15 protein-coding genes are annotated in these 15,408 nt (G+C 38.5%); 9 read left to right on the top strand and 6 right to left on the bottom strand.

The features are described 5' to 3' along the window. Positions 1-161: 161 nt before the first annotated feature. The 3 genes from H5092_RS06875 to H5092_RS06865 all read left to right on the top strand — a co-directional run bounded on the left by H5092_RS06875 (position 162) and on the right by H5092_RS06865 (position 2,433). Positions 162-638, top strand: coding sequence for a GreA/GreB family elongation factor (locus H5092_RS06875; RefSeq protein WP_007582643.1), 477 nt, complete (start codon positions 162-164; stop codon positions 636-638). Between the two features lie 408 nt (positions 639-1,046). Further along, complete coding sequence (locus H5092_RS06870; protein WP_182733185.1) at positions 1,047-1,790, top strand: BRO family protein; 744 nt, start codon at positions 1,047-1,049, stop codon at positions 1,788-1,790. A 181-nt stretch (positions 1,791-1,971) separates the two neighbouring features. Beyond that, positions 1,972-2,433, top strand: a complete 462-nt coding sequence (locus H5092_RS06865) for an REP-associated tyrosine transposase (RefSeq protein WP_182733184.1) — start codon at positions 1,972-1,974, stop codon at positions 2,431-2,433. 181 nt (positions 2,434-2,614) lie between these two features. Here H5092_RS06865 and H5092_RS06860 read toward each other — a convergent pair whose 3' ends face one another. Next, positions 2,615-2,965, bottom strand: coding sequence for a zinc ribbon domain-containing protein YjdM (locus tag H5092_RS06860; protein ID WP_182724301.1), 351 nt, complete (start codon positions 2,963-2,965; stop codon positions 2,615-2,617). Between the two features lie 293 nt (positions 2,966-3,258). Between H5092_RS06860 and H5092_RS06855 the strand changes: the two genes are divergently transcribed. From H5092_RS06855 to H5092_RS06845, 3 genes are read left to right on the top strand one after another with little or no spacing between them, the layout of a single operon-like run. Then, positions 3,259-4,653: a RimK family protein gene (locus H5092_RS06855; protein ID WP_182733183.1), complete on the top strand. Its 1,395-nt coding sequence runs from the start codon at positions 3,259-3,261 to the stop codon at positions 4,651-4,653. Between the two features lie 4 nt (positions 4,654-4,657). Further along, positions 4,658-5,770: a GNAT family N-acetyltransferase/peptidase C39 family protein gene (locus tag H5092_RS06850; protein WP_182733182.1), complete on the top strand. Its 1,113-nt coding sequence runs from the start codon at positions 4,658-4,660 to the stop codon at positions 5,768-5,770. Between the two features lie 8 nt (positions 5,771-5,778). Beyond that, positions 5,779-6,291 carry an MgtC/SapB family protein gene (locus H5092_RS06845; protein ID WP_002960746.1) on the top strand — a complete coding sequence of 171 codons (513 nt, stop codon included), beginning with the start codon at positions 5,779-5,781 and terminating at the stop codon, positions 6,289-6,291. Positions 6,292-6,307: 16 nt separating this feature from the next. Here H5092_RS06845 and H5092_RS06840 read toward each other — a convergent pair whose 3' ends face one another. Together H5092_RS06840 and H5092_RS06835 are read right to left on the bottom strand one after the other, a co-directional pair. Continuing rightward, the gene (locus tag H5092_RS06840; protein WP_182733181.1) at positions 6,308-7,534 is read right to left on the bottom strand and encodes an EAL domain-containing protein; all 1,227 of its coding nucleotides are present in this window, start codon (positions 7,532-7,534) and stop codon (positions 6,308-6,310) included. Positions 7,535-7,622: 88 nt separating this feature from the next. Further along, positions 7,623-8,633, bottom strand: a complete 1,011-nt coding sequence (locus H5092_RS06835) for a GlxA family transcriptional regulator (RefSeq protein ID WP_138488986.1) — start codon at positions 8,631-8,633, stop codon at positions 7,623-7,625. Between the two features lie 126 nt (positions 8,634-8,759). On the opposite strand from H5092_RS06835, the gene H5092_RS06830 reads away from it, so the two are divergent. Together H5092_RS06830 and H5092_RS06825 are read left to right on the top strand one after the other, a co-directional pair. Continuing rightward, positions 8,760-10,667 carry a beta-ketoacyl synthase gene (locus tag H5092_RS06830; RefSeq protein ID WP_182733180.1) on the top strand — a complete coding sequence of 636 codons (1,908 nt, stop codon included), beginning with the start codon at positions 8,760-8,762 and terminating at the stop codon, positions 10,665-10,667. Between the two features lie 191 nt (positions 10,668-10,858). Then, a complete protein-coding gene (locus H5092_RS06825; protein ID WP_182733179.1) occupies positions 10,859-11,884 on the top strand; it encodes an energy transducer TonB in 1,026 nt (341 codons plus the stop codon). 62 nt (positions 11,885-11,946) lie between these two features. Here the strand turns inward: H5092_RS06825 and H5092_RS06820 are convergent, their stop codons facing one another. Both H5092_RS06820 and H5092_RS06815 read right to left on the bottom strand, forming a co-directional pair. Next, positions 11,947-13,131: a DUF1624 domain-containing protein gene (locus H5092_RS06820; RefSeq protein WP_182733178.1), complete on the bottom strand. Its 1,185-nt coding sequence runs from the start codon at positions 13,129-13,131 to the stop codon at positions 11,947-11,949. A 149-nt stretch (positions 13,132-13,280) separates the two neighbouring features. After that, complete coding sequence (locus H5092_RS06815; protein ID WP_002960738.1) at positions 13,281-13,697, bottom strand: MgtC/SapB family protein; 417 nt, start codon at positions 13,695-13,697, stop codon at positions 13,281-13,283. A 512-nt stretch (positions 13,698-14,209) separates the two neighbouring features. On the opposite strand from H5092_RS06815, the gene H5092_RS06810 reads away from it, so the two are divergent. Beyond that, positions 14,210-14,584 carry a hypothetical protein gene (locus H5092_RS06810; RefSeq protein WP_008134020.1) on the top strand — a complete coding sequence of 125 codons (375 nt, stop codon included), beginning with the start codon at positions 14,210-14,212 and terminating at the stop codon, positions 14,582-14,584. On the opposite strand, the gene fghA is transcribed toward H5092_RS06810, so the two are convergent. Continuing rightward, positions 14,538-15,380, bottom strand: a complete 843-nt coding sequence (fghA, locus tag H5092_RS06805; protein WP_182733177.1) for an S-formylglutathione hydrolase — start codon at positions 15,378-15,380, stop codon at positions 14,538-14,540. The two genes, H5092_RS06810 and fghA, sit on opposite strands and share 47 nt — an antisense overlap. Between the last annotated feature and the right edge of the window lie 28 nt (positions 15,381-15,408).

The following is a 15,408-nucleotide window of genomic DNA, read 5'->3' as shown; positions in this document are numbered from 1 at the left end:
CAAAGAGCTGCACCAACCAGCGGCTCTTTGCTTGTTTAATGTTTATTTAAACCCGGCTAGTATTCCAACCAACCTTGCGGGGTTTAAAACAATGGTTTTAAGCCCCGCAAAAATGTTAAACTAACTGCCTTATTTTTACTGCCAGTATTGTATTAATCCCCATGAATAAAACCCACGTTATCGAACATCTTCGTTTTGCGCTAGAAGCGCAGCTTACAACAGCAAAAGTAGCGGCAAAAACCGCGCACGACACCGCCACACATGAAGAAAACATAGCCGAAAACAAATACGATACCCTAGGGCTCGAAGCCGCTTATTTAGCACAAGGCCAAGCCCAGCGCGTAAACGATTGCTATAAAAGCATAGAATTGTTTGAGCCTGCCTTTAACGAAAAGCCAACCGACAAAATAGCTATCGGTTCGCTGGTATGTTTAGAAGATGATAACGCAGCCCAAAAATGGTTTTATTTAGGCCCTGCAGCAGGTGGTTTAACCGTAAATGTTAAACAACATGCAATTGCTGTTGTAACACCCGGCGCACCAATGGGTAAGCAATTATTAAATAAACAGATTGATGATGAAATTACGTTAACAATTGCAGGTAAAGCCCACGAATATGTTGTGGTAGAGATCTTATAAAGCTTTGGTTTTTACGAGAAGCGTTTGCTGGTAGAGCCATGCCAACGTAATAAACGCTTATTTATATTCATAAATTAATTATCGGATGGCATGGCTTCGCCACTTATCCGACCTACGTCAATGCTTTAATACCTGACGTGGTGAATATGTAATCTTTAAATGTAGGTCGGATAAGCGAAGCGCCATCCGACAAAGGTAATTTTGTCTCATAACACTATTAAAAGTCGTTTTGGTGCAAAACAACAGAGCCTATTTTATAACATGGCTAATCATTTGTTTACATTGAAGTTATTTAGTGGAATTACTGGGCTAAGTAATACACGTCGTTTTGGGATGTTATAAAACCCCAAAGTGGTGTTCGGTAAGTTGCTAGTTCACTACATCAATTTAGGAGTTCATTTAAAGCACATGAATAATAATTTAGTCAAAGTTTGCTATACAGGTGAAACTGGTTCTAGCGATATAAGAACATTTCATAGAGATGATATTTTATATGTTTCTTTAAGAGACGTACTTATTACGTTAAATAAAGAAAATCGTGAAATTAATGAAAATCATGTCGCTAAATCTATGGTGAACGTGCTTAAAGGGCAATTGAATGCGCTTGATTCAGATGAATATATTATGGAACCAGTCATAGGTGGCAAGTATTCTGATGATGAAGAAATTTTTGTTACACAACCTGGGTTATATCGAGTTTTATCTAGTGATAAAACTATTGCAGGTAAAATTTTCCAAAGATGGTTGTTTCATGAGGTTGTACCTTCATTAACCAAATATGGTGAATACCCACCACCGTTAGTTTCTCAAGACTCTGATGTTAAAAGGCTAGCTACTACTCTTTTAATGGAAATTGAACAAAGAGAAGAGTTGGAACGTAAAACTCAGGAACAATTTAATACACATGAAAAAATGCTAAATCATCTTGGCAATAAATTACAAAATATAGAATCGAACAATCAACAAATTGATTTTATGTGTGTTATGGATTTTTGTAATTTACACGGAATTGACAAAACAGAGGAGCAGCTTGTTCTTGGGTGGTGTATAAAAATCTGTGCAGAAAAAGGAGAACCATCAAGAAGAGTCATAGTTAAATCGCAGGAAGTTCTTCAATTCCCTATGTATGTATGTATTAGTTGCTGCAGCTAAAGAATTACAAATAGATAAATAATTAGGGGACACCCAGCCTAATTACCAACACGATAAACTATTACCTTTGTTCATAAATCTATTGTCGGATGGCATGGCTTTGCCATTTATCCGACCTACGCCAATGTTGTATATATCCTAAATTTACGCTTTATTTATCTAATAATATAGTGGACATACAATGCAATATCGTCGGAATTATGTAAAAGGAGGGTCATATTTTTTTACTGTTAATTTGCTCGACCGTAATAAATCGTTGTTAGTTGAGCATATTGATTTATTAAGAGAGTCTATCCGCGTTGTTAAATTCCAAAGGCCATTTTATATAGATGCATGGGTTGTGCTACCCGATCACCTTCATGCGGTTTTAACCTTGCCAGACAACGATACGGATTATTCTGGGCGCTGGCGAGAAATTAAAAAGCGATTTTCAAAATCACTCCCAAAAACAGAGTTTTTAACTCAAACAAGAAAACGTAAAAATGAGCGAGGAATTTGGCAACGCCGTTTTTGGGAACATACCATCAGGGATGATAATGATTATTGGCACCATGTTAACTATGTTCATTTTAATCCGTTAAAGCATGGTCTAGTTAGTCGAATAGTTGATTGGCCTTATTCAAGTTTTCACAGAGCCGTATAGCGAGGGATTTATACGAATAACTGGTGTGGCGAAAAGATATAAATTATTTGTAGGTCGGATAAGCGAAGCGCCATCCGACAAAGCCATAGCAACATAATACACTTTAGCTTTGTACAAAAGTTTGTTGTTGAATGAAATAACTTTGGCCTTTATTACGCGTCGGATGGCATGGCTTCGCCATTTATCCGACCTGCGAATTAGCTTTTTTCACAAATTTCGCTGTTACCATCATTTCGCCAATGCCTTCTACTTTACAATCAAGTTCGTGATCTTTTTTATCAAGCACACGTCTAACAACCGCTTTGGTGCCAATTTTAATTACTTGCGAGCTGCCTTTAATTTTTAAATCTTTGGCTACGGTCACTTTATCGCCATCATTAAGTAAAGTGCCGTTGGCATCTTTTACTAAAATTGCGTCTTCATCATTTGTAGTATTTGGGTTCCACTCATGGGCGCACTCGGGGCAAATAAGCAGTTGTTGGTCTTCGTAAACATATTCACATTGGCATTTTGAGCAAGCAGGCAGCGACATTTTTAACTCTCATAAGGTGTTGTTTTGCGTATTTTAATCTGCATTATTAGTTAATCAATATTTTTCATCTTCACGCTAAAAATATCTCGTTTGTGCGTTTTTAAAAAAGGGCATATAAAGCACATGTCGCTTAAGCAATTTAAGCGCTAACTCGTACAGTAGGTACCTGTTAAAGCACCCATCATATTAAGTGATTCGCGCAATGCCCACTTAGTACGATGGGTGTTTCTATTTATAATGCTTAGTATTTTACTAAGCATGCTTTTTATATTTTGACTTAACTAGGAAAAGTCGTGTTTAAAACCTTAATTGTGGTTGATAACAACGAGCAAACGCTTGCTCAATCGTTCGAAAATGTAATTACGTTTAATACCTACTTACGTGATTACCCAAAACATAACGAACCAAAAACACGCATTATTAATCTGTGCGACTCAAGCCAATACTTGAGCAAAGGTTACTATTGCTCATTACTTGCAGAGGCGCGCAAGCACCAAGTTTTACCCAGTGTAAAAACCATTAATGCTCTTCGTAGTGGCCAAGCTCCTATGTTAAATGTGGGCCAAATAGATGGCACACTTTACTTTGGTAATGCCCAAAACGATTTACAATCAAAAGCGGCAAAGTCGGTATTTAAACAATACCCAGCGCCTATTTTATTTGTTGATGAACAAGGATTATTGCAACAAGGCTCGATGTCGTCTTTAAGCGAGCAGCAGTACAGCGAATTTGTAGCCAAGCTAGATAACTTTACTAAAACGCAGTGGCGTATTAGTTCTGTGCAACGTCGTTTTAGATGGGACATGGCAATACTTGTTGATCATAACGAAAAAGTACCACCGAGTGACAAAGACGCCATTGCACGTTTTATTAAAGCAGCTGCTAAACACGGTATTTATGCACAAGCATTAAGCTTTGACGAAATTGATAACATTGCCCAGTTTGATGCGTTATTTATTCGCCAAACTACAGCGATTGACCACCCAACGTATCGCCTTGCAAGCATAGCGCAAAGCCTGGGTTTAGTGGTTATTGACGATGCTGAGTCTATTTTACGTTGTTGTAATAAAGTGTATTTACACGATGCATTTAATTATCAAAAAGTGCCAAGTTTAAAAACGGTTGTAGTGGCTGATCAAGCAAATGAAACGCTTGAGCAATTAGAAGAAGCGTTTACGTATCCGCTTGTTTTAAAAATGCCTGAAGGGTCGTTCTCAAAAGGTGTGTTTAAAGTTTCAAACCGTGATGAGCTTGCCGCTAAGCTTACAGAGCTGTTTGAATATAGCGCATTAGTGCTTGCACAAGAGTACATGTATACCGAATATGATTGGCGAGTGGGTGTGTTAAATGGCCGTGCAATTTATGCATGCCGCTATTTAATGGCGCGTAACCATTGGCAAATTTATAACCACGACGCTAAACGGTTTTTCTCTGGCGGCTTTGAAACTCTACCAACCTTTGAGTTACCAAAAGCGGTGTTAGATGCAGCATTAAAAGCATGTAAAACAGTGGGTAGGGGTTTATATGGCGTAGATGTTAAAGAGCATCAAGGCAAAGCATATGTACTTGAAGTAAACGACAACCCAAGTATTGATCACAAGGTAGAAGACGGCTATTTAGGCGACGAGCTATACATGATCATTATGGATGAGTTTAAACAACGCTTAGAAGCACGAGGCCGTGGGTAATAACATGAGCAACCTTGTTATTCGAAAGGCGCTTAGTAGTGATTTAAATGCACTGATTGACGTTGAAAACGCTTGCTTTAATAACGATAAATTAAGTCCGCGTAGTTTAAAACGCTGGCTTAGTGCAAAACACGGTATTTTACTCGTTGCCCAAAATGGCGAGCAAGTATGTGGATATGGATTAGTGTGGTGCCATAAAGGGACTCGTTTAGCGCGTTTATATTCGCTTGCTGTAAAACCCACAATGCAAGGTAAGGGCGTTGCAAAGACATTGCTTACTAGCCTTGAAAAAGAAACGTATGAGCGAGGGCGTATTTACCTTCGTTTAGAAGTGGCTGTAAATAACCAAGGTGCGATAGGGCTTTATAAAAGCTTAGGTTACAGAGTGTTTGGTCAATATAGCGATTATTACGATGACCACAGTGACGCACTACGAATGCAAAAAAACATTCGACAAACGAGTGAGTTAAAAGTGGCGCGTTTAACGCCGTGGTATCAGCAAACTACTGAGTTTACGTGCGGACCTGCTGCACTATTAATGGCAATGGGCGCACTTGAGCCAACAACTGAGCTTACCCAATCGCATGAGCTGGCACTTTGGCGTGAAGGTACCACCATTTTTATGACATCGGGTCATGGTGGTTGCCATCCGTTTGGTTTGGCACTTGGGGCTAATAAGCGTGGTTTTAAAAGCGAGGTAATGGTTAATACCACAGAGCCTTTGTTTTTAGATGGCGTACGTAACGAAAACAAAAAAGTGGTACTTGCCACCGTGCATCAACAATTTGTAGATGGTATTGCAAAAGCAAATATACCGCTTACGTATAAAGATGTAGAGCTTGAGCATATTGAGCAGTGGTTAAGTAAAGGCTTTAGTGTGCTGTTATTAATTAGTACATATAGTTTTGATGGTAAAAAATCGCCACACTGGGTGTGTGTTACGCACCTTGACGAGCACTGCGTGTATGTTCACGATCCGTTTTGTGAGCCCGGTAACGATAAACAGCTCGCAATAGATTGCCAATATGTACCTATTGCACGAAGTGATTTTAGCAAAATGTCAGCGTTTGGTAGCCAACGTTTAAGAACGGCGGTGGCTATAGCTAATAAAATATAAGGTTAACAGTGACTTTTTTAGATTTAATTGATGTAGCCCCGTATTCATGGGCAGCTATTGGTACTGCGGCTTTTTGTGGTGCTATTATTGGAATAGAGCGCCAATTGCGCGGCAAGCCTGTAGGTATTCGTACATCAGCCCTAATAACGTTGGGTACGTATTTGTTTTTATCCACTGCGTTTAATTTACAAGGAGATGTAATAGATCATTCTCGTGTAGTTGGGCAAATAATTACAGGTATTGGCTTTTTAGGGGCAGGCGTTATGCTCGCAAAAGATGGTGCGGTAGTTGGCGTAACCTCTGCTGCAACCATTTGGGTGCTTGCATCAATAGGCGTGATGATAGCGACAGAAAACCTTGGGGCTGCAATAAAACTCTCGGTGCTGGTGGTCGGTATTTTATACGGTGTAGACGTACTTGAGGCTAAATTTAAAAGCTTAAGCAAAGGCGTACACACTAAAGTAAAAAACTATCAAAAGCGCTATTATCGAAAAGAATTTAACGAATCAGAACGCCACTAAAAGTGGCGTTTATTAATTATAGCGTAATTGTTTGATATTGGATGGCATCTTCAATAGGAGCTGGGCGCCCAATAAAATAGCCTTGCACGTTATCAACGCCTAGTTTTCTTAGTGTGTTTAATTCATCTTGATTTTCTATACCCTCAGCTACAATTGAGCAATTAATAGCTTTGGCAAATCCGCATAGTGCTTTAGCTAATAAAAACTTTCTACTGTCTTTATTTATATTTTGAGTGAGGCTTATATCTAACTTAATGATATCTGCCTCTAATTCTAAAATATGTTGAAAAGACGAATAGCCAGCTCCAACATCATCTATAGCTAATCTTACGCCTTTGCTTCTTAATGGTTGAAGTGCAGTTCGCATCGCTTGGTAGTCTAAAATAGGTGAATGTTCAGTCACTTCTAAAATTATTCTATTACAATCGATGCTTTGTAATACTTTGTCTATTGAGCCTGATAAAATATGCTGAGGTGAAGTATTTATAGTGATATAAGCTTTTTCATTAAATTGATCTAAGCAATGTAATGTATTTTGTATAGCAAGTATTTCTAATGCTTCTCCTAAACCCAGTTTTTCAGCATCTTTAAACCAAATATCAGGTGTTTTATAGGGTTCAATAAAAAAGCGTGACAGAGATTCATAACCCGAAAGTTGGTTGGTTGATAAATTAAATATGGGCTGAAAATAAATCGTAATATCGTTTGTTTTTATAATATTTTCAATAAGCGACTTTGACTCATTATTTAAAATGTCAGACTGAACTTTTTTTTCGATTAACTCAGTAGCTATTTCAGAAATGAGCCTAAGAAATGACAAATCTTTGTCGTTCAGGGCATTGTCTAATACGGTTTTATAACAGCAAAAAGTTCCATAAACTTTTCCGGTGGATAAAATAATGGGTACACCAATATAAGAGCCAATATTTAGCTTTTCTGTGACTGGCATGTTGCGGGTTATTGGGTGCTCAAGAGTATTAGGGATTATTTGTTCTAGCTCGTTATCAGATATTTTTTTACAGTAAGTTTCGCAAATTGGATCTGAATTACCTACTGATACGCATGTATTTGTAGTTTGGTTATCTACCACTTTAAAAACGCGCTCAGTATTGGTGAATTTTGAAATAAACGCGACTTCCATACTTAAATGTTTTCGTACAAGTGAAAGTAACTTTAATAACTTTGATTCAATAGAAGCATCGCTTTGTGGATCAAAAAGGTGCTTACTAAGTTTATCTCTCATGCAGTTACCTTGGTATGGCGTAAATTATATTATTGATAAGAGTATAATTTATGTATAAAAAAATACCAATTTAGAGTGTCGTCGCTGGTTAGCCAAACAACTTTCTCCTAACTACTTTTCTGTAGCCACTGGGTGTTTGGCTTAATACTTTTTTAAACACGCGGGTTAAATGCCCTTGGTCGTTATATCCAACTTCTAAAGCCACTTCTTGAATTGATAAATTTGATGATGCTAATAACTCTTTCGCACCTTCTACGCGTAATTGTTGCCAATACTCGATAGGGCTTTGGTTCGTTGCGGCTCTAAAGCGGCGGGTAAAAGTACGATAGCTTAAGCTAAATTGGGCAGCGACTTCTTGCAAGTTTAGCTCGGTGGCTAAATTCGTTTTTAGCCAAAATTGAATTTGCGCAATTAGCTCATCGGGGTGGCGGTCTACTGCACCTTCTAAATAGCGTTGATCTTCGTAGGGTTTGCGTATTTCGTGCGAAAAATTACGCTCTACATGCTGCGCGGCGGCTTTTGTGTAGTACTGGCTGATAATATGTACGATAACATCTGCAAGGGCATTAAGGCTTGCTACGGTATACATGCGCTCTGATTGGGTTATAAAAAAGTCGGGCTTTAAGCGCACCTGCGGGTAGTCATGGCTAAATTGTTTGGCGTAATGCCAATGGGTGGTAGCAGGGTGGCCATCAAGTAAGCCAGCCTCAGCTAATAAACAGTTGCCAGTACCGACACCAATTATATGGCTGCCTGCGCTAAAGCTTTCACTTAGCCAATCAACTATTTCCTGATTTGTTCGCACCACTGGGCGTGGGTTCCGCCAAATACCCGGCACTATAATCAAATCGCTGTAGGGCGCGTTAGTTGTTATGCAATCAGGATTTATAGCAAGGCCTGCACGGGTGGGTATAGATTCAGCACTTTTAGCCACTAAATTTATAGCAAGTGGCCTAAAGCTTTGCTTATCAAGATGCCCTTTAGCAAAGGCCTCGCCGGCTCTTAGCATTTCTATAGGCAGCGTTAAACTAGTCACTAATAAATGCGGATATACCGCTATAGCAATGTTTAGAGGTGGATTAGTGTGTTTATCAGTCATATAAATGCTCCGACCAGTACATTTTGGCCTTTTGTGCTGAATATTTGGCTATTAAAGCACAATGTGTGGTGCGTAATCCATTTAAACTGCCTCTTCTCCTTATAACACGTTTCTAAAAGGTAAATTATGACAGCATTACCCGTTATAGTAGGCATGGGTGGCATTAACGCCGCTGGCCGTACTTCTTTTCATCAAGGTTATCGCCGTATCGTGTTAGATAGTTTAAATGCTCAAGATCGCAGTGAAACATTTTTAGGCCTCGCCACACTGATGAATCTAGTAAGCGTTGTAAACGGCCAATTACAAGATACACAAGGTAATAATGTTGAGCAAAGCGACATAGAAGCACGCTTTGGTGAGCAAATTATTGCTGGTACACTTATTCGTAAAATTGAAAAAGAACACTTTGATGCCGACGCAACACCGTGGCAGCAAAAAATGACACTAACCGCATCAAGCGATAACGCAATTGTGTTTGAAACGCGTGCTCGCGACTTACCTGCACCTATTCCAGCTAGCTGGCAAGTTGAAGAGCTTGAAGGCAAAAAAGTTAAAGTAACTATTGCAGCCGACTTAGACGTAAAGCATGACTCAACACGCGATAACCCAATTAAATCTGCTGGGCAATTTCCGACTGGGTTTGATCCATCAGTTATGTATAACAGCCGCTATCAGCCTCGTGGTTTGCAAGCCACTATTTTTGCAGCTACAGATGCGATTAAATCAACAGGGCTTGATTGGCAGCATATTATGAATAGCGTAGAGCCAGATAAAATTGGTACCTATTCAGCATCGGTAATTGGCCAAATGGACGACAAAGGCCTAGGTGGTTTAGTAAAGGCGCGCCAACAAGGCGACCGTGTTAGCACTAAGCAGTTAGCACTGGGCTTAAATACAATGTCGACCGATTTTATTAATGCCTATGTTACGGGCAATGTAGGTACTACGTTTTCGACCTCGGGCGCATGTGCAACGTTTTTATATAATTTACGTGCAGCGGTTAATGACATACAAGCAGGGCGCACACGCGTTGCGGTTGTCGCAAGTGTTGAGTGCGCTATTACACCAGAAGTTGTAGAAGGCTTTGGTAACATGAGTGCACTTGCAAACGTTGAAGGTTTGCGCCGTTTAGATAACTTATCAAATGATGAAGAACCAGATTACCGTACTAGCAGTCGCCCATTTGGCGATAACTGTGGCTTTACATTAGGTGAAGGCGCGCAAGTTGCTATTTTAATGGATGATGCTTTAGCCCTTGAGTTGGGCGCTGATATTATGGGCAGCGTACCGGATGTGTTTGTAAATGCAGATGGCGTTAAAAAGTCGATTACATCACCTGGACCTGGTAACTATATTACAATGGCAAAATCAGCTGCACTTGCTAGCAGCTTATTAGGTAAAGAAGCACTGCAAGAACGTAGCTTTATTTTAGCTCATGGTTCTAGTACACCGCAAAACCGTGTAACAGAGTCTTTGATTTATCATAAAGTAGCGCAAACGTTTGCTATTGATAACTGGAAAGTAACAGCGCCAAAAGCGTATGTTGGCCATACTATTGCACCTGCAAGTGGTGACCAGTTAGCGATTGCGTTAGGCATATTTAGTCATAATATTATGCCGGGTATTACCACAATTGATAAAGTGGCTGATGATGTTTATAGCGACCATCTTGATATTCGTAATAGCCATTACGAATGCGCTGATATGGATATTGCTTTTATAAATTCAAAAGGCTTTGGCGGTAACAATGCAACAGCGACTGTACTTTCACCAAAAGTAACAATGCAAATGCTTGCTAAGCGCCATGGCGATGATGTTATAACTAGTTACACACAGAAAAATAGTGTGGTTAGCGCTTCGCAGAAAACGTATCAAACGCAAGCAGATTTAGGCCAGTACGAGCTTATTTATCGCTTTGGCGACGGACTTATTGACGACAACGACATTGTAATAGACGAGCAAAGTATTCATTTACCTGGCTTTGAAAAAGCAATTACGTTTAGCACAACAAACTCCTATCAAGATATGTTTTAAGCACACATACTTGTTAGCAAGGCGCTTTTTAAGCGCCTTTTTTAATGCCTAAAATATATGTAGCTATTAGATTATTTTTGTTACCCCCCAAATTTAGCTTATTAATTGAACTTATTTTTTGTGTTTATACTTGCTTTTATGTTGATCGTTTGTTTCTATTATATAAACACTATCTAGGATGGATAAAACCGATGAAAAAACTCATATTAGCGCTTTCTTTAACTTCTGCTTTTACTCAACTCTCTGCGTTTGCTGACGACTTTGTCCCTGCAGAGGTGATTAATAAAAATTACGATCAACTTACTAATACCTCACCGCGTGCGTCTCGATTAGAAGGAATTAATTTAAGTAGTTATCTTGTTGATGAAAACGGCCAAGTGAGCGATATCGAAATTGTAGCTACAGCTGGTCAAAAAAAGTATCAAAGAGAAGTAATGGATTACGTGTCTAAGCTCAACTACAAAAGTGCAAAATTAAATGGCGAGACTATACCTGTAGCAAAAACTATTACTGTAAGTTCGCAAAATTTACATGCTGGATTTTCAAATGATAAAGCGTCTCGCGGCTTTTTTAATGATTATGAACAAGCTAGTAAGTTAATCGATGAAAAGAAATACGATGAAGCTAAAAGCCGTATTAATGAGTTAGAAAACGAACATACGAAAAATACGGTTGAGATTGTTTTGCTTGCATGGCTTAAAAGCCAGCACAGTTATTTTGTACAAGACTGGAAGAGCTTTGATCAGCACATCAACGAAGCGTTTTTATTTAGAGGTAACCTACCAGATCAAATTCAAAAGCGTGTGATAAAAAATGCATTACAATGGTTTATATCAAAACAAGATTATGTACGTGCCTATGACGCAATAGATGCGTTAGGCAATATTGAATCCATCACTTTTACACAGCAAAATAAGGAACAGTTATTAGCTCAAGTTAATGATATTTATAAAAGTTCTGGTGATATAAAACAACAAATAGAGCTATTGCCTAAGCAGGCGATATTACCTTTATTGTCAAAAAGTGAAGTAGCGCTTGAAGCGCAAATGCCGCTAACTAAAGTCCAGTTACGCTGCGAGAACAAAGTAGTAAATTACGATACAAGCACAATTGATAAAATTGTAATTTCACAAAACGATGTGCGTTGTGGGTTATTAATTAAAAGCGCTCAAGCACAAACCGTTACGCTAAAGCAAAGTGGTGATAGCTTTTTATAAGTTTTACGTATTGGTTAATGACATAAAACCCCGCAAATATTATGCGGGGTTTGTGTTTTTACTTATATATATTTAGCAATTAAGCTATGTTTGTGGCTTCGCTTCCAAACAATGTATCGCTTAGCGAGTAGGGTTGTTAGTCCTATTACAACGGCTATAAATAAAAGTGTTGCTGTGTAACTCATGCCATAACCTTCAGGCAAACCAACGAGAGTATCTGCGTAGGTCATATCGCTAAAATTGAAGCCAAGAATAGGTATAAGTAACCAAGCAATAGCATGTAATAAATACAAATGCACAAGGTATGAAAACATACTTGTTTTACCCAGTACTTGTAAAAAGTTATGCGAAAACTCGGTTTTTAAACCACTTAATGCCTTTAAAAAAATAAGCCCAAGGCCAACAGTAAGTAACATAAACTGCAGCGAAAGCGGATACTTTGTTGGGTTTAGAAACGACATAACAGTGAGTAATGAGCTTGTATGTATAGCAAACTGTGACATATCACCGTATAAGTTAAATCCACGTAAAACGCCATAAAGCGCAAGGCAAGTAACGCCTAATAATAATGCGTGATTCATCACTTTTTTACTGTATTGTTGCGCTTTGTAATAAACACCAGCGCAATATGCCAATGCCATTAAGCCAACAATGGGGGCAACTGGGTAGGTTGTTCTAATTTGAAAATCAAAAGGGAGATCAAGTACATTTTTTTGATGCGCAATGGACCAAGCAGTATGTGCAAATGTATTAGGCTCAAAGCTTGTTCCATCAAATAAATTATGCCCAAACACGAGTAATAAGCCTGCTACAAAAATGGCATAAATGCCCAGGAAACGCAGCAGTCCTAAAATAACAAAGCCCCAGCCGATAGCCCAAATAACTTGTGCGTATAGCATTGGGTATAATGGGTTAAAGCTCCAAGACCACGAAACAATAGTAAATTCAAACAAAATTAGCACTAAACCACGAATAATCAAGCTTTGTGAAAATGCTTTAGTGGATACATATTTATGCTCTGTTATAGCCGCAGATAGACCTGCTAAGAATACGAAGAGTGGTGCGCAAAAGTGAGAAACAAAACGCGTAAAAAAGGTAACGGGATCAGTCCCTGGAATGGTCATCGGATCGGTAACTGAGTAATTAAGGCAATAATACATACCATGGTCAATAACCATAAATATAATTATAATGCCCCGTAATATATCAATATGATGTAAGCGGTTATCGGTTGAAGGTAGCGACATAAGAGAGCTATATAGAGTGATTTAAAACTGTATTTATTATATGTTATATTGTATCAAATTGAAATCGTGTATTTATATTTTACCAGTGATTATACACACGTAATACGACCAATATCTGCTCGCATTACTTGTAATAATACAGCCAATTATCACTTAAACTTTTTTACATACCTTAGCGTTATAAAATTAATAATGGCAAGCAAAATGGCTATTTCGTAACGGCTATAGGCCACAGCTATACCAATTAAGCCCATATTCCAAATACTGGCTGCGGTTGCTGTACCGGAGGTTGATTTGTTATTTTTCAAAATTGCGCCACCGCCAATAAAACCAATGCCAGTAATGATGCCTTGCAACATTTTAGATTGAGCTTCTGCGCCATCTAAAACCGACATCGCTATTAATGCATACCCACACGATGCAACAGCAACAAGAGGAAAGGTACGAAGGCCTGCACCATCATGGCTACGCTCTCTGTCGTAAGCCATAGGTAGCGCAAGTAGGTAGGCAATACCTAAATGTATTAAGTTATCGATGATTTCATTCCACTGTAAATCAATTTCCATTATTGAGCCTATGCGGGTTAATTTTGTTAATAATAAGCAAACAGTGGGCCATTGCATAAATAACTAATAATCAATGGTTTATTGTAGGAAGCTGAGTTTAATAAAAATTATTGAGGAAACTTTTACATGTTTTTATTACTATTTTACGCGATAGTTAATTTGATCTGAGTTTTAAAGCCCCGTATTCTTTTATCATACCTAAAAGACACCTATGTGAACCTTTTGCCTTTAAATAAAACATTAATCACACCCACTAAACTTGAAAAACAGCGTTACTATTTTGCGCTGGGTTATCTGTTTTTGCTTTTTTATTTCCTGAACTTCTCACAGAACACTTACAACCTACCATTAATAAAATTTTAGGTTATTTAGGAGTACCATTTTTTATATTGCAGCTGGTGGGTGTTACAAGAAAGTTTATAAATGATTTTAGGTAGTAATACTTACATTTTTTTACAGAGTTACAATAAAAAACGTATACAATTTAGGTAATATTTTGTTTAGGATGAATGATGAAAACAATTATTGTACTTTTGTTTTTTTATTGCCTTTCTGGCTGTACAGTTGCGGGCGCTATTATTGATGGGCAAGCACAATCTCAGGCGCGTAATGATAAAAATAGTATTAGCCCGGCGCAGTCAACACCTTATAAAAACCCACTAGAGCCAGTACCTACAGATAAAAACGGATTTAACTTTACTGATATGGGATTAAAGATAGATTCGGCTCTTGTTAGCCTAGTTAAAGGGGAAAGCACTACTACGCAAGTATGTAGGCAGGTCACTAAAAGTCTAAAAGAGTGTGTAGAGGTAGAAAAGTCATCCCTACACACCAATGAGTCTAAGCAGTTAAAAACTGATGATGAAATAATAAGTGTTGGTCAATAAAGCTGCTTATAAAAAAGTAGCTATGATCGTAGCCTGCTTGCATTTCAAGTGTAAGCGGGTAGCTTTTTTTATCAGCAATAGCGACTAAGTTTTCTGGCTTAAGTTGCTCTTGTAAAAAACCATCGGCATCACCTTGACTCACTAACATAGGTAAGTAATGAGCTTGCTCTGCGTTTTTCATCAGCTCGCAGCTGTCGTATTGCTTCCAAAGCGCTTCATCATTTCCTAAATAACCAGTAAATGCTTTTACACCCCAAGGGCATTCAATAGGATTTACAATAGGGCTAAAAGCCGATGCACTTACAAACGCAGTCGGGTTTTTAAGTGCAACCATTAATGCACCGTGCCCGCCCATAGAATGACCGCTAATTGCTTTTGTGCTTGTTATTGGAAAATGTTGTTCTATCAATGCTGGTAATTCACTAACAACATAATCGTACATATTAAAATGGGTGTTGTAAGGAGCTTGCGTGGCATTTACGTAAAAGCCTGCGCCTTGTGCAAAGTCGTAGCTGTCTTCATTGGGTACGTTTTCGCCACGCGGGCTAGTGTCAGGCGCTACAATAGCAATACCCAGCTCTGCTGCTTTTTTAAATGCACCGGCTTTTTGCATAAAGTTTTCGTCGGTACAGGTTAAACCTGATAACCAATAAAGTACCGGTACTTTATTTGCTTCACTTGCGCCAGGTGGTAAAAATACGGCAAAGCGCATAGTGCAATGTGTACTTTGCGAGCTGTGAGTATATTGCTTATGCCAACCGCCAGACACTTTTACACTTGAGATATTTTCTAACATACTTAATCCTTAAAAGCCGTAAACTTAA

The organism is Pseudoalteromonas sp. SR41-7, assembly GCF_014163935.1.
In the GTDB taxonomy this organism is placed as follows: Bacteria; Pseudomonadota; Gammaproteobacteria; order Enterobacterales; family Alteromonadaceae; genus Pseudoalteromonas; species Pseudoalteromonas distincta.
The sequence above is the reverse complement of the archived record's forward strand: the minus strand, read 5'-3'. Positions and strand labels throughout refer to the sequence as shown.

Excerpts from the sequence above, each read along its gene's own strand:
- H5092_RS06875 (WP_007582643.1), top strand. The coding sequence starts at position 162 with ATGAATAAAACCCACGTTATCGAACATCTTCGTTTTGCGCTAGAAGCG.
- H5092_RS06870 (WP_182733185.1), top strand. The coding sequence starts at position 1,047 with ATGAATAATAATTTAGTCAAAGTTTGCTATACAGGTGAAACTGGTTCT.
- H5092_RS06865 (WP_182733184.1), top strand. The coding sequence starts at position 1,972 with ATGCAATATCGTCGGAATTATGTAAAAGGAGGGTCATATTTTTTTACT.
- H5092_RS06860 (WP_182724301.1), bottom strand. The coding sequence starts at position 2,965 with ATGTCGCTGCCTGCTTGCTCAAAATGCCAATGTGAATATGTTTACGAA.
- H5092_RS06850 (WP_182733182.1), top strand. The coding sequence starts at position 4,658 with ATGAGCAACCTTGTTATTCGAAAGGCGCTTAGTAGTGATTTAAATGCA.
- H5092_RS06840 (WP_182733181.1), bottom strand. The coding sequence starts at position 7,534 with ATGAGAGATAAACTTAGTAAGCACCTTTTTGATCCACAAAGCGATGCT.
- H5092_RS06835 (WP_138488986.1), bottom strand. The coding sequence starts at position 8,633 with ATGACTGATAAACACACTAATCCACCTCTAAACATTGCTATAGCGGTA.
- H5092_RS06830 (WP_182733180.1), top strand. The coding sequence starts at position 8,760 with ATGACAGCATTACCCGTTATAGTAGGCATGGGTGGCATTAACGCCGCT.
- H5092_RS06825 (WP_182733179.1), top strand. The coding sequence starts at position 10,859 with ATGAAAAAACTCATATTAGCGCTTTCTTTAACTTCTGCTTTTACTCAA.
- H5092_RS06820 (WP_182733178.1), bottom strand. The coding sequence starts at position 13,131 with ATGTCGCTACCTTCAACCGATAACCGCTTACATCATATTGATATATTA.
- H5092_RS06815 (WP_002960738.1), bottom strand. The coding sequence starts at position 13,697 with ATGGAAATTGATTTACAGTGGAATGAAATCATCGATAACTTAATACAT.
- H5092_RS06810 (WP_008134020.1), top strand. The coding sequence starts at position 14,210 with ATGAAAACAATTATTGTACTTTTGTTTTTTTATTGCCTTTCTGGCTGT.
- fghA (WP_182733177.1), bottom strand. The coding sequence starts at position 15,380 with ATGTTAGAAAATATCTCAAGTGTAAAAGTGTCTGGCGGTTGGCATAAG.